The organism is Candidatus Cloacimonadota bacterium, assembly GCA_016932035.1.
In the GTDB taxonomy this organism is placed as follows: domain Bacteria; phylum Cloacimonadota; class Cloacimonadia; order JGIOTU-2; family JGIOTU-2; genus Celaenobacter.
In genome coordinates this window covers 91,821-107,315 of record JAFGDR010000009.1, presented here as the reverse complement: position 1 = coordinate 107,315, position 15,495 = coordinate 91,821, and the positions used below count along the sequence as shown (strand labels likewise).

At 37.6% G+C, this 15,495-nt stretch carries 10 protein-coding genes, 1 tRNA gene and 1 pseudogene; 2 read left to right on the top strand and 10 right to left on the bottom strand.

The features are described from left to right. Window positions 1-144: 144 nt before the first annotated feature. The 3 genes from JW794_01365 to JW794_01355 all read right to left on the bottom strand — a co-directional run bounded on the left by JW794_01365 (window position 145) and on the right by JW794_01355 (window position 4,312). Window positions 145-1,398: an OFA family MFS transporter gene (locus JW794_01365; GenBank protein MBN2016774.1), complete on the bottom strand. Its 1,254-nt coding sequence runs from the start codon at window positions 1,396-1,398 to the stop codon at window positions 145-147. A gap of 193 nt (window positions 1,399-1,591) precedes the next feature. Next, window positions 1,592-3,577: an acetate--CoA ligase gene (gene acs, locus JW794_01360; GenBank protein MBN2016773.1), complete on the bottom strand. Its 1,986-nt coding sequence runs from the start codon at window positions 3,575-3,577 to the stop codon at window positions 1,592-1,594. A 141-nt stretch (window positions 3,578-3,718) separates the two neighbouring features. Then, window positions 3,719-4,312 (bottom strand): hypothetical protein, encoded by a 594-nt coding sequence (locus tag JW794_01355; protein ID MBN2016772.1) that lies wholly within the window; start codon window positions 4,310-4,312, stop codon window positions 3,719-3,721. A 141-nt stretch (window positions 4,313-4,453) separates the two neighbouring features. On the opposite strand from JW794_01355, the gene ndk reads away from it, so the two are divergent. Together ndk and JW794_01345 are read left to right on the top strand one after the other, a co-directional pair. Further along, complete coding sequence (gene ndk, locus JW794_01350) at window positions 4,454-4,858, top strand: nucleoside-diphosphate kinase (protein ID MBN2016771.1); 405 nt, start codon at window positions 4,454-4,456, stop codon at window positions 4,856-4,858. 124 nt (window positions 4,859-4,982) lie between these two features. Next, window positions 4,983-5,057 (top strand) — tRNA-Glu (locus tag JW794_01345). A gap of 63 nt (window positions 5,058-5,120) precedes the next feature. Here the strand turns inward: JW794_01345 and JW794_01340 are convergent. The 7 genes and pseudogenes from JW794_01340 to JW794_01310 form a co-directional block, all read right to left on the bottom strand. Continuing rightward, a complete protein-coding gene (locus tag JW794_01340) occupies window positions 5,121-5,930 on the bottom strand; it encodes a T9SS type A sorting domain-containing protein (GenBank protein MBN2016770.1) in 810 nt (269 codons plus the stop codon). 180 nt (window positions 5,931-6,110) lie between these two features. Then, window positions 6,111-6,497, bottom strand: a complete 387-nt coding sequence (locus JW794_01335) for a hypothetical protein (protein ID MBN2016769.1) — start codon at window positions 6,495-6,497, stop codon at window positions 6,111-6,113. Between the two features lie 300 nt (window positions 6,498-6,797). Next, a pseudogene (locus JW794_01330) lies at window positions 6,798-7,121 on the bottom strand (hypothetical protein). 197 nt (window positions 7,122-7,318) lie between these two features. Further along, the gene (locus tag JW794_01325; GenBank protein MBN2016768.1) at window positions 7,319-8,695 is read right to left on the bottom strand and encodes a sigma-54-dependent Fis family transcriptional regulator; all 1,377 of its coding nucleotides are present in this window, start codon (window positions 8,693-8,695) and stop codon (window positions 7,319-7,321) included. A 90-nt stretch (window positions 8,696-8,785) separates the two neighbouring features. Continuing rightward, window positions 8,786-9,121, bottom strand: coding sequence for a hypothetical protein (locus tag JW794_01320; GenBank protein ID MBN2016767.1), 336 nt, complete (start codon window positions 9,119-9,121; stop codon window positions 8,786-8,788). A 243-nt stretch (window positions 9,122-9,364) separates the two neighbouring features. Continuing rightward, entirely contained in the window at window positions 9,365-11,818 is a 2,454-nt protein-coding gene (locus tag JW794_01315) for a PAS domain S-box protein (GenBank protein MBN2016766.1), read from the bottom strand. Between the two features lie 12 nt (window positions 11,819-11,830). Then, on the bottom strand, window positions 11,831-15,484 hold the full coding sequence (locus JW794_01310) for a T9SS type A sorting domain-containing protein (GenBank protein MBN2016765.1): 3,654 nt from the start codon (window positions 15,482-15,484) through the stop codon (window positions 11,831-11,833). Window positions 15,485-15,495 lie beyond the last annotated feature (11 nt).

Genomic DNA, 15,495 nt, shown 5'->3' with positions numbered 1-15,495 from the left:
CAAAAACCATGAATCGCTCTTTCTACTTTTTCTTTCATAACCAAGCCTATCTTTTAGCTTGGTCCGGAAATTAGTCAATTACCTAAAAGTAAAGGTGAAACAGCTATTTAACTATTCCACCTTTACATTTTAGTATAATGTATCTTATGCTATTTGTTTTGGAGGTTTAACACGAGAAATAATTCCTGCTGCTATGATACAGAGCACACCGCAGATAATGAATGCAAGCTGGAAGTTACCCATATCTCCAAGTTTGCCAGCTAGGATCGGACCAAAGATACCACCCACTCCATAAGCAAGGAATACCCAGCCATAATTTTGTCCAATATATTTTGTACCGAACGTATCAGCAGTAATTGTTGGGAATAATGAGAAATTACCACCAAAGTTGAATCCGATCAATGCTGCACCGATATAGAGAAGTGCAGGAATTCCTGCGATCCACTGAAATATAATAACGAATATACCTTGCGTGAGCATCATAATAACTATCGATGTCTTGCGTCCCAGTTTGTCACTCAATGCACCCCAGACAATTCTGCCAAGACCGTTTGCAAGAGCATAGAAAACCGCCATTGCTGTACCGGCTATAGCACTTGCCGATATTTCCGATAGGCCTGCTTTAACAAGTTCTTCAATACCAAAAAGCTTAATATTACCAATTACCATTAATCCGGCACCTGCTCCAAAGACAAAGGTTAACCATATCATGTAGAACTGTGAAGTTTTGAGCATCTGTCCACTTTTGAGCTGATACTTCAGATCATCAATTTTCTTATCTGCTTCAGTAGGTATCCAACCTTCTGGTTTCCAATCTTTAGGAGGAAAACTCATCCAGATACTTCCAACCAAAACAGCCAGGAAAAATACAATGCCGTATATTGAGAATGTTTTACTCAAACCATATACCGCAATAAGATTTCCCCATGTGCCAGCAAGTTTAACCCAGAGTAATGCACCAAAACCGAATCCTGCAACAGCAAGACCAGTGATCAATCCTTTCTTATCGGGGAACCATCTCATGCCAACTGCAATAGGAACAACATATGCCAATCCGATACCCGATCCACCGATAATGCCGACAAAGAGGAATACCAACCAGAAGTTAGTTCCTCCAACAAGACCTGCCAGGAAATATCCGAGACCGAGAACGATTCCTCCTGAAATTGCAAGTTTGCGAGGACCCCATTTCGGCATAAGGCGACCAGCAATAACCATGACAATAGCAAAAAGAGCAAGACCTGCAGCAAAGACTGCCTGGGTTTGTGTTTTTGTCCAACCTGCATCAACAAGTGGTTTTGTGAAAACCGACCATGCATAGATCGCACCGAGACAAAGTTGTATAATGATAGCGCCGACAACTGCCAGCCATCTATTCATAATTTTCTTTTCAGCCATTTTTTCTCCTGCTTTTACTTATGACCACGAAAAGCACAAAAGACACTAATAGGATTTTTATAAAAAACATTTTCATGAATGTTTTAATCTTATTTTTACTTTTTTTGTGTATTTCCTGGTTCGCATTTTTATGAATAAAAGCCGGATAGGCTGAGTGAGCAAATCCGGCTTGATTGATATATTATTTGATCAATTAGTCGATCAATTTGCGTTCTTCGATAAGTTTCTCAACAACACTTGGATCTGCAAGCGTTGTAACATCACCAAGATTGTCAGTACTCTTTTCAGCAATCTTTCGAAGAATACGTCGCATAATCTTACCTGAACGTGTCTTAGGAAGTGCTGGTGCCCATTGGATAGCTTCGGGAGCAGCTATAGGTCCTATTTCAGAACGTACATGCTTTATGAGTTCTTTTCTCAATTCATCGGTTGGCTCAACTCCACCAACAAGAGTGACAAACGCATAGAGCCCCTGTCCTTTGATCTCATGGGGAATCGGAGTCACCGCCGCTTCTGCAACTGCAGGATGACTGACAAGTGCACTTTCAACTTCAGCTGTTCCAATCCTATGACCTGAAACATTCACAACATCATCGATTCTGCCAAGTAACCAATAGTCACCATCTTCATCGATACGGCAGCCATCACCTGCGAAATAGATGTCATTATACATGGAGAAGTATGTATCTACGAAACGTTCGTGATCTCCCCACATTGTTCTCATCATAGCGGGCCACGGTTTGCGGATGCAGAGTTTTCCACCTTCGTTGACATCACAAGGAGTGCCATCATCACGAAGAACTGCGGGTTCGACACCAAAGAAAGGTTTGGATGCACTACCCGGTTTGAGTGTAAATGCCCCAGGAAGAGGTGTGATCATAAAGCCGCCTGTTTCCGTCTGCCACCAGGTATCAACAATTGGGCAGTTTCCATGTCCAATTTTTTCGTAATACCACATCCATGCTTCTGGATTGATGGGCTCACCAACAGTACCAAGAATTCTCATCGTATTGAGTTTATACTTAGCAGGCCATTCATCACCAAGTCTCATAAGAGCTCTGATCGCTGTGGGTGCTGTATAGAAAACTGTTACGCCGAATTTATCACAAATCTGCCAGAAACGACCAGCATCAGGATAGGTAGGAACACCTTCAAACATGATTGATGTTGCACCATTTGCAAGAGGTCCATAAACAATATAGCTATGTCCTGTCACCCAGCCGATATCAGCCGTACACCAATATACATCATCATCATGAATATTGAAAACAAGTTTGTGTGTTAAAGCAGTATAAAGAAGATAACCACCAGTTGTGTGCACAACTCCTTTTGGTTTTCCTGTTGAACCTGAAGTATAAAGAATGAAGAGTTCATCTTCTGCATTCATGTGTTCCGGTTCGCATACTGCATCTACTTTTGCCATTTCATCGTGATACCAGAAGTCTCTGCCCTCTTCCATGTGGCATGGTTCGTCATTCACTTTGATAACGATCACGCTTTCAATTGTTGGGGTTTCTTTGAGAGCTTCATCTGAAATATCTTTAAGATGAATATGCTTTCCTGCACGAAGCGATACATTTGAGGTGATGAGCATTCTGCAATCTGAGTCATTAACTCTGCCACGGATAGCATCTGCACTGAAGCCACCAAAAATGATCGAATGGATCGCACCGATCCTGGTACATGCCAGCATCGTAATTGCAAGCTCAGGTACCATAGGCATATAGATCGCAACACGATCACCTTTTTTGATTCCTTTTGATTTCAAAACATTAGCAAATTTACATACTTCATGATGAAGTTCTTCATACGTAAACTTCTTGACTTTGTCTTCAGCTTCACCCTGCCAGAGTATTGCGGTCTTTTTTGCAATTGGTGTGCCGAGATGCCTGTCCAGACAGTTATAACTTACATTGAGTTCACCATCTTCGAACCAGGTATGTTTGATAATTCGCTCTCTTGTTTTCCAGGTATATTTTAGTCCCACAGTCGGCTTTTTAAACCAGTCGAGTGACTTTGCCTGTTCCAGCCAGAAATCATCAGGATCATTGATAGATTTATCCCACATTTCTTTGTATTCTTTCAATGAATCGATGTAGGCATTTTTCTTGATTCTCTCTGGTGGAGGGAAGGTTCTTCCTTTGCTCATGAGCGTATCAATTCCTTTTTTTTCAGCCATTTTTTTAGTTTTCCTCCGTCATTATTGATTTAATTTATCGCTATCCCGTTACACATAATTTTGAAGTCAAGAATTTTCTCAACTTTCAAAGGATTTATTAATTTTAACATGTTTTATAGATTTTGTATGATTAATTTTTTATTATTCTGCATCAAATTTCCAGCAATTGATATTATCATCATGATGTAAGAGTGCTCCGGTATGTATGTCATAGAGCCATTTATGGATCTTTATATTTTTTTGATTTTTACGTATGAGATCATATGAAAGAAGATTTTCAACTTGCAAGAGGATATTATTTTCGATCGTTTCTTTGATCGATTCGGATGTATCTTTTTTTGATGAAAGCGCTGGTCGTGCATATCGAAGCCATGCAGATATATTGGAATCTGAGGATGTTTCCTTTACTAAGGAAGTAATACCCCCACAGCATGTGTGACCACATATGACAATATGTTCAACTTTTAAATGAAGTATGGCATATTCGAGAATGGTACTCATATTCCTATCATTTGCACTTTGCGGAGGAACGATATTGGCAATGTTTCGCACAACAAACAGCTCTCCGGCTTTTGCATTTACAATGAACTCCGGTACAACCCGCGAGTCAGAGCACCCTATCCATAATACCTTTGGAGATTGTCCCTTAGTTGCTAACTTCAGATATAATTCTTTTTCCTTACTGAATTTCCTGATGAAGTCTTTATTTCCTTGTATTAGTTTTTCAATATTCATTTCAACTCCGCATTTCTTTTTGATATACTACTCCATTCTTTGTAGATTGAATGGGGATTTTTTATAGAAAACCAATATTTTTCTTGCGTATATTTTTGTGCAATTATTTTTCACGTTAAAAATAGCAGAAAGTCAGGTACAATGAAACAAGATACTCTATTACTTATTAAACCAAATGCAACGAAGAAACATGTAATTGGTGGAATTTTAAAGATGATCGAAGATAACGGATTCGATATCAAGAAACTCAAGATGTTCCGAATGAATAATGAATTAGCAGATAAATTTTATGCAGAACATATTGGGAAAAGTTTCTTTGAGACACTTAAATCATTCATGCTTTCCGGCGATATTGTCGGCGCTGTACTTACTCGTGAAGATGCAATAGCAAAACTAAGAGAATTAGTTGGAAATACAAATCCTGAAAAAGCAGCACTTGGAACAATTCGCTTTCTTTTTGCTGATTCCTTTACTGAAAATGCTGTTCACGCTTCAGATTCACCTGAAAGTGCTAAAAGGGAGATTGGATTGATATTCCCTGCCTAGTTTATAATTAAGATATTACACACCTCCCGAAAAGGGTGGATTCCGATGAAATCGGAAGACGGAGTGTGTCATTTTCTCAAATTCTTGACAGTAATTTACACTATAAAATAAACAATTCCGCCGTGGCCCCATCGTCTAGGGGTAAGGACGCCGGATTCTCATTCCGGTAACAGGGGTTCGATTCCCCTTGGGGCTACCAAATTTTAAAAAATAAAAGCCAGTTCACATTACGAACTGGCTTCTTATTTATAAAATGTTTTTTTTATTCTACGATCAACAATTTCTGAACGCTGGTATGAGTATCAGAACTCAACTTCATGAAATAAATTCCGGATGTAAGCTTTGAACGTTCTTCTAATGTATTATCAAATGATACTTCATGATAACCTGGCTCTAAATAATCGTGAATTATAGTGCTAACCCTTTGTCCTAATATATTATAGAGTGCAATATCAATATTTCCCGCAGTTTTAACATAGAACTCGATAGTAGAATGTGAGGTGCACGGATTAGGATAAATACGGGCAATTTGATCTTTAAATTCATTATCATCAATGGAAACATTTGGATTCATTTCAATTTCCATCCAATATGTATCATTATATTCTATGATAATTTCTGATGGATAGAGAAAATTAGCATAATTCGGATGTGTGCAACTTACTGCATACGAGCCTGGAGGAACTTCGATAGAGCATAATCCATATTGGTTGGTAGTGCCTGAATAAATACCAATGTTCACAGTTGCGTTTTGAATAGGATCACTCGTATAGGTATCGGTGACAACTCCTCTGAAAACACCATCAATTTTTAGCAAGTAGCCGAGATATCTTTCTATAAGGTCTGCTTTTGTATTGTTTTCAGTATCTTCCATACCGCCGAGAATTGGTGCTGTTGTTATTGCACTGTAATTATATCCGTTATATGCTATAGTTCTAGAATAACCGCCATCAGAATTGAAAGCAATATGCCTGAAAAGTGAACCGATTTCATCAACAGAATAGTTCGCATCAGCGTTTGGTGTAAACGGAAAAACAAAATCTTCACCAACAGTGCCTGACACACCAGTCATAGTACCGACATTTTGCGTGTTATTAGCAACGAATGAACATCCTAAACTCGAAAGAAACGCTGTTCCTTGATGAGAATAACCCACATCAGAGCCTTCAACATAGATCGGGTTTCCACTATTAAGATATCCAATTAATCTCGATTGATCAGAGGTTCCGACGGAACCTGGAGACGTTCCACCTCAACCAAGGCAATATATTCCGAGGGCTACAAAAATGGCGTCGAATGGCGAAAGGTCGGTAGGTAAATACGTATAGGTATCATACGTGACATTATTGGCGTTTAGGGCTTCTTCAAGGAAAACCTGTGTACCAATACCATCTATATCCGAAGCGTTGTCATTATCCCAAACAAGCACATTAAACGGATCATCAGGATAAATATTAACCAGAAATGGATTCGTCATATTATTATCCATGAACTCATCACCAGATAAAGTAACCCGACCATATAGATTCACCACTTCACTTATATCCGGCGTCCAATTGAATGGATAGACTACTTCCTGATCAGGAGCAAGAGGTGCAGATGCTATAGTAGTACCGAGTACGATGCCCGGCTCCCGCATGAGATTTACTTCATAATTGGATTCAGTATTAAGCCCGGTGTTTTTGACTGTCACATTCCATAATCCTTGCTGTCCGACATTAAGAATGTTATTGCCGGAAATGTTTGTTGCTGCAAGATCATGGTCGAGAGAAGCATTGATAGCAATATTATAAATGTACCAAAAATTTAAATTAAATGTACTTCCCCCATAGCTTCTAAATCTGAGTTGAACCTGCTGACCTGCATAAGGGTATAATGAAAAACTAATGTCTTTGCCGCCAGGATAACCCCAGTCATTACCGACTAAATCGAAACTCCAAAGTATCTCAGTACTACCTGGTAGAATTAATTCGATGTTTGTAACCTCTCCTGCATTGGTCGAATACTCGTCAATATACTGTGAAACGGTTAGATCCCCCACATTTAACGGTAAATTGATAAATGGTGATGTTGCACTAAGATCATAGGGAGCAACTGTAGGTGACCATACAAATACTAAGGCACCACTTTGAATGCTCCAGTTTGAATCCAGTCCCCAAGTTCCGGGATTAGTATTAAAATTCTCTTGCCAGATTATTGATTGTGCACATAATGGTATTGCCATGAGTAAGATTAAAATGAAAACAAAAAATTTATTTTTCATCTAAACCTCCAGCATATTTTTGTTTTAGAAAATTATGAATTATGAATTGTCAAGAAATATCAATAATGATAAGTATTTCGGCTGATTCTATCTATATTACTATATATTCAAATCTACCTTTCTTTTATGAAAGAAGCCAATAACAAAACCAAAGACGATAATGATCGAAATAATTACTGCGGCTAATAAGATCTTATTCATAACTTCTCCTGTAGTTTATATTTTTCTATTTTTCTATTAAGTGCAGATCGTGAAATCTCAAGCAATTTTGCTGCATTAGTTTTATTGTTGCCCGATTTGTCTAATGCTTTTAAGATCATTTCTTTTTCCTGATCTTCAAGAATAGATAAACTAAGTGAGCTGTCATATTTTGCATTAGGTTTTTCAATAATATGAGCAAAGTGCTCAAGCCTGAGAACTGAATTGTCACAGATGATCAGTGCTCTTTCAACCATATTCCTCAGTTCCCTTACATTTCCAGGAAAATCATAATCATATAAGTAATCATAAATTCGATTACTGACTTTGTTTATTGGTTTCTTTAATTTCTTTGAGAGGATTTTCACAAAATGATTCAGCAATGGTTTTATATCATCTTTACGATCACGAAGAGGAGGAATATGGATTCGAAATGTATTCAATCTATATAAGAGGTCTTCTCTGAAATCATTGTTTTTTACATATTGATCAATGTCTTTGTTGGTGGCTGAGATAACCCTCACATCGAATTTAATATCCCTATTACTCCCAACCCTTCTAAAAACATTTCCCTCCAGTACTCTAAGAAGTTTAGTCTGCATATGATTGGGCATATCGCAGATTTCATCTAAAAAAATTGTCCCTTGATTTGCAACTTCAAAGTAGCCGGGCTTGTTTTCGATTGCACCGGTAAATGCTCCTTTTTTATGACCGAAAAATTCGCTTTCAAACAAATTGTCAGGGATCGAGCTGCAGTTGATATCGAGAAAAGTATGATCTTTTCTTGAACTGAGCGTATGAATACCTCTAGCAACGACTTCCTTTCCTGTTCCGCTTTCTCCGGTTACGAGGATTGTAGTGTTATCCGTACTCGCAACTTTTTTCATGAGGTTCAGGATCTCAGTCATAGATTTACTTTTACCTACAATCATTGTACCATCCGCTTTCTGAATTTGATGTACAAGATTATTATATTGCGCTTTGAGATCTGAAACTCGGTTTTGAAGACTGATATATCTCTTCGTGCGTTCTATTGCGGTTTTCAGGTTAAGCAGTCTAAAAGGTTTGGTGAAAAAATCTGTTGCACCATTCCTCAGCGACTCGATAACACTATCCATGTCTCCATGAGCGGTTATCATAATGATTTCTGTCTCAGGATATAATTTTTTTATCTTCTTGAGTACATGGATTCCATTCATTTCAGGAAGTTTAATATCAAGAATGACAATATCACATGGATGTTCTTTTAAAACTTTAAATCCCTCCGAGGGCTTCTCTGCATTGAATACAGTGAAGCCCTGGGTTAATAAATATTCCTCTATCCCCTCACGATATCCCATTTCATCATCCAGAATGAGGATTTTTAATTCTTCCATTGAGAAAGTATCCCTTTCTCCTCGTGCTTCCTCCTCAAGATGTGATAAGTCGAGCCAACATAATAATGCATATGTGATTCAATCATAGCTTTATACTAGGAGTTTTTGCCTTAGGGCAGATAATGTGAGGGGTTCATGGATTATATCGTAAGTGCAGTTCTTGATTATTGAAATTGCCTGCTCAACACAATTGTTTGTTACAATAACAATCACAATATCTGAATAATGATTATTAATATAGTTTATCAATCCAAAATTCAATATCTTGTTAATATTGATCAAAACCTGCTCCACTTTTGTATTATTTAATACCTGAACTGCTTCCAGATCGTTATCTACCGAATATACCATGTGCCTGTGAGAACTGAAATATTCATTCAGCTCTCTAGTTTTCTCATGATCGAAATTTGCAATCAGTATATTCATATGACAAGCTCTTTTCTCCTTATATTAGCAAATACCGTGCCAATATCGTTAACCGGCCTATCAACTGTCAGTTACAAAATATTTATGTTTTTTACCAATATATTTAGTGTTCGATATCGGTCAATTATTTTTAATATTTTTCTGGCGAATTGTATGGAATTAGCTTTAAGGCAGTTAATTACGGTGATTATTCGTGGATTGTCCGATATCGGTCAGGCGATGTTAAAATAATACAGTCTATCTTTAGTTAGCTTGAAATTCTATTGTGAAAGTCGTAAATTCATTGAGAATACTATCAACTGATATTGTTGCGTTCATCTCTTCCAAAATTCCGTATGATATAGATAAACCGAGTCCCGTACCCTTATCAGGCCCTTTTGTTGTATAGAAAGGATCAAAAATACTTTCAATATCGTTTTTCGGAATCCCAACCCCGTTATCTGTGAATTCTGCAACAACCGTTTTTCTTTTTTTAAATGTTTTGATTGTAATGTTTTTCTGAAATCCAGTTTCACGTTGACTACGAGCTTCAAGTGCATCAAAAGAGTTTGAAAGGAGGTTTAGGATGACCTGTTCAACTTTAAAGGCCTTACCCAGAATAATTGGTATATTTTTATCGAGTTTTACATTAAAAGTGATATTATGATCTTTATATTGATGCTTAATCATAGTCAGAGCTTGCTCAATGATCGTGTTAATATTTAACTCATCAAAAATAATATCCTTTTGATCGCGGGAGAATGTTCCAATATGATCAATTATTTGTCTAATTCGATCAATATATTTAAAGAAATTCTCGATCTTATCTTTAAGGTAAGTAACAGAAATTGTTTTATCATTCCCAAGTTTTTCAAGAACATTGTCCAATCCAAGAGCTATCAGTCCTATTGGTTGATTAATTTCATGTGCAATCCCTGCTGCGAGCTGACCTAGGGATTCAAGCTTCGATTTCTGAATAAGGAGTTCCTGCTGGTCTTTTCTCTTTTTAATCTCCTCGTCCACCACGCTTTCCAGATTATCTTTCAACTGAATTAATTTTTTCTCATTTTCCCGTTCTTCAGTTATATCAATATCTACTCCAAGGATACCTGTTATCTCGTCTCCCCTTATAATAGGAGAAACGTACATTTTGAAATAATGAGTTGCATCTTTTTTTGATACTGTATATTCTTCTTCAACTTCATTTCCGGAAAGTGCTGATCTAACTGCTTCTCTCCATAACTTCTTCAAAGAATCTTTAATATCCAGGTCATTGATGGTCAATCCCCTCAGATCACCCCATTTCTGAATGGATTTAGCACTCTGCATTATAACCTTACCTTCTTTATCTCTAGTATAAAAGTCAAGAGGAATATTATAGATCAATGATTGAAGGAAAGCTTCCCTCTCTTTGAGTTCCATTTCTATTTTCTTTCGTTCAGTTATATCATATGAAATTATCTGCAGTGTTTTTCTCTCACCAGATACTACAGGTATAACAGTATTATAGAAATATCTTCCTTTATTACTATCTTCCGAAACAACTACTTTATTCTCTTTCAGCGCTTCCATCGCAACTTTGTATCGACTTCTAAAAATAGCATCAGGCAGGAAGGCTCGTATATCATTACCAATAATATCGTTAACGGTACTACCCAGACTATCAGCCATAGCAGGATTGCAACTAATTATGGAATGGTTGTTCACATCGAATTCAAGGATCAAGGAGGGTGAATTATTCATGAGTTGCTTGTACCGTTCTTTGCTACTCATGAGCGCTTCTTCATTAGTCTTTCTCTCGGTTATATCAAATCCAACACAAAGATAAAAACCAGGAGATAATTTATAGTTAGACCAGCATTGTACCTTGCGTGAACCATCTTTTGCTGTTACAGTATCTTCATGAACGGTACCATCTGCATTTACTATCCATTGGAAGACTTTTTCTCTGATTTTTCGATCTGGATATAGTATATTGAGAGGATCTTTCACACTGATAATTTCTTCCTCAGACCATCCAAGTTGTCTTTCACATTCTCTGTTCCAGAGCAAACATTTACCCATATCATCAAAAGCATCGATCATTACTGGAGCGTGCTCAAAAATTGTTCTGAACTTCTCTTCGCTTTCTGTTTTTTCAATAATTTCCTTTTCCAATCTCGTATTTGCTTCTTTCAGATCATTCGTTTTAGTATCAATGATCTTTTGCATCCGCTTTTTTGTGTGCTGATAATTGTACACGATAATGAGCGTTGAAGCGAATAAGATCATGATTAAAATTATGAAGAACACATAGAATTGACGCTTTTTGGATGATTCGAGCTTCCCGATATATTCATGATGGGACAGAGTAAGAACTGAGTCACTTTTGATATAACCTGCTTTTTCTAGCTGAAAAACAAATAAACTGTCCTGAATACGCTGCATTTTTTTCAGGTAGATATTGGCAGTTTTATAATCCCCGAGGTTCTCATGTGCTTGTGCAAGAAGTTGCATCGATTCCCTCAGCCGTTCTCTTTCCCCTGCATCCCTTGCTCTTTGTAATGCATTCATAAGAAGGTACACTGCATAGTCGGACCTTCCTCTGTTCATATGCATCTTCCCTGATATGATAAGAGAATCGATCAATGTAGCATTTTCTATGGCAAGTAAAAAAAGCGGAAAAATTAAACCGATACTACATATTAGTACTATGATCCTGCTTTTTCTCTTGTCCATTCCCCTCCAGTACTATCTTAGAAAAACAAACTTCTTTATTCGAGATTGATCTTCCGTCTGTATGCGAATGAAGTACACACCACTCACAACTGTTTTACCGACAGCATCCCTTCCATCCCACTGGTATGAATATTGTTGAGGAACAAGCATCTCGTCGATAAGATTTTTTACGAACTGCCCTTTAAGGTTATAAATATCAAGAGAAACATGCTGTGCTGTCTTTATACTGAAGTGTATTTGGTCTGATGGAGTAAAGGGATTTGAATAAGATAGAGTAAAGGTGTTATTCGAACTCGGATCATCAATACCGTATGGCTCATAGAGAAGCTCGATGGGGATCATCAGATCATTCAGGTTATCTGCATTAGAGACTATCTCAACATACGAAGAATGCAGTTGTGGGTTGTAACCAAAAGTATTGAATGTAATATCGACAAACTCAGTTTGATACGGCTCGATAACGAGTTCTGAGCAGCCAAATCCAAACCATGTATATATTGGTGCACCCGCAGAATCAAAGGTTACAGTACCCTGCTGAACAAGGTCGTTGTACCCCGTATAATCCGTTAATTGAGTTTCGTTATCAAATCTATAGTAACTGAGGAGATTAGGAAAATTTTCTCTAATCGTTGAACAATATCTGTCTTGTATATCAGTTTGTGAAAGAGCTGAAGTATAGAGCGCCAGTTCATCTAAATATCCTTCAAACTCATAAACAGAATTTACATATGAACCAACAAGGATATCTGAAACTGTAGAATATATTGGTGAAGAAAAACTATCTGATGACAGAAGTTCACCATTGATGTATGAGGTAATTGATGAACTATCTACCGTAATAGCAAGATGGAACCAATCGCTTGTATTTACATCTATGGTCACAATCTTCTGTAGATCAGCACCGGAAGCATCTCTGAACTTATAAAGGAGTGTAGAGCTGTTCGTCATTGAGACCGTGAAACTCAGATCGCCATTAATAACTCCCTTATTCAAAATGAATCCTGGTTGAGTAATTTGATCGAGCTTTAGCCACATCATGACAGTGAATTCATTTAAATTTTCAAATTCACTCACGTGTGGAATAGTCAAGTAAGCATTAGTTTCTACAATATTAGCACATTGATGTGAATGATTGACCAGGTTACAGTAAAGCGTGTCTGCGCCGATATTTTGTATCTCGAAAGGAATGCTTTCTACAACATTTCCAGATACTTCATAATACACTGAATCGACTGGAATTGCCATCTTTGGAAGCTTAATAACATATAGATCCTGTGAATCAATAAATTCAGAGCCATCATTATCAACAGTTGCTTCAAGTATTATCCTCTGGTTGTGTTCGCAGTCCATTGAGATGAATGCACTTGTACTGAATTGGATCGATTCATCGGGCTGTAAACCCGTAATTGTGCCGGATGGTTGGTTTATTTGAAGGAAAACATCATCAGCTTCGATCTGTACATAGACAGTATCAACATCTTCATTTCCTACGTTTGTTAAAACATACGTAAGAACGATTTCTTCACCTGCATCCCACTCACCATCATTATTACCGTTAACATCTGATACAGAAAAGCTGTCTATAATAACATAGCTTCCATTTGGCGGAATGAAAGTCACTGTACCAAGATATGGCTTATGATCTCTTGCCGAAATTGTAATGACACCTGTTTGAGGTTCTGAGAGGGATTCTGAAAGGTACAGGTCGAAAATTGGAGAATCAAATTCAACCTTACCGATCAATTCACCGTCCACAACAAGAGAAGCAATACCCTCACTGATATTTGTAAGAATGGGAATAGAGGTTATATCAAACGTAAAACCATTATCGTGTGTAGCAGTTATTTCAAGAGGTTCTTCCCGCCAGACCTGCAACGTTGGATCTCCAATAACATGGAAGATATTAAATTGATATTCTGTTGAATAACCTCCCCAAATTTGTTCCATTGCCAGCAGACCATGATAGAGAACATTTCCCAGGTAACCGCCGGTTTCAAAGCCAAAATCCGGAAAGAAATTATCCCACATTCCATCGATCATACCCAATGCAAGAAAGTCATTATAACCACTCAGAGAATTTCTGCAAGCACCAACTGTACTTACTGCTCCTCCATCCTCTTTTCGCAGGAACATTTCAGTGAAACACTCAAACGTACCTGGATCATTATCAGTTTCACTATCAAACCAACCGGTCTGGCAATTAATACTAAAAACCATCGGGAGGAGTTCGTTATTGGTGAGTTGACCAATACTGCCGATATTATACGCAGGATCTCCCCAGCCGGCAGTATAACCATGGTCACGATGTGTAAGTAGGAAAGTTCCGGTATTTATCGCATTGGTAATGTCAGTTTCATTCCCGTTCCACAAGAAGCCATTGGCTCTGAGTAATTCTGATGGAATAGGTCCACCGTTCGCATAGTATCCATTATTATAGTTCGTAGGATTAACACCACCTTCTGTAACATAGATTCGCTTCGCATCATAATTTTCCACTAGAAAAAAATCGCGCATTTCCTCAGATGTTTTGATGAAGCGTCTAGTCTCATACCCATCATATTCATCATCCTGGAAATAACCAGCATGAGTGGTATTCTCGTAAAATGAAGAGAGTGCCGGAGGATTTTTTTCATATTCAATTATTTTGTTAATGACAACAAAAGCCTGCTGTTCATCATCGACAGAGATTCGCCCATATGCCATATCAGGATGAAAGTCACCATCCATGCATGCATAAGGGCGATCTGTACCAAGATATCCACCTGAAAGCTGATCCTGCACATAATTAGTTGGAACAATATCCGCATCTCCTAAGAATAGGGCAAATGATGGAGGTAATGTCCAAATCTCATACGCCAAAAAGAGATATGTATAAATATATTGAGCAGTCGAACCAATATCTTCCAGATATGCTATATCAGTATAAAATCCCTTCTGTGATTTCCATTCCTTCAACGTCTCAGCAGCATCCATGAAATCATATGTTGTAACAATAATAAGATCAGCACCATCAACATCTTTTGAAACAGTCTGTTCAGGGGCTTCGTAGATAGGATTTACCGCGTTATTCATAACGATCGAGCTGAGATATGGTGAGAACAATCTATCATCAATATCAAATGTTCCGTTAACGGATAAAGTTATATCCAGCTCTTCAATAACCTGGAGAGATTTATTAGATGCATTGAATTGGAACGGTGTGATCGTAACATATACAAAACTAAGTCCTCGAATGGTTTGAATATCTGATATAGAATAAACAGTTTGCGGGTAGGTTTCTTTAGAATTATAGAAATCTTCATTATAGGTAAAAGGAGGAGTCGCAAATGCATCATTATCAACTGCTGAAGGTTGAGCAGGATAGGGGTGAATATTAGAAATGATTGTTGATTTTACTGATGTTATTTCAGCATCAATACTGCCATTTTGGGAAACCATCACCATTTTGCGAATTGAAGGTAATGCCGGGTATCCCTCTTTCCGCAATCTACTCCATGAATCTACAAAGAGATTATCAAATGAATACCCCTCTTTGTTCTGATGAGTGCGTTCAAATTCATCAAGAGAAACATGGAGTGTAACCTTTGACTCATCAAACTGAATAACATCTACAGATGTCTCAGCAGGAGATAGATCAATTACTTCTCCAACTAACGTTGTACTCACGAATAAAAATA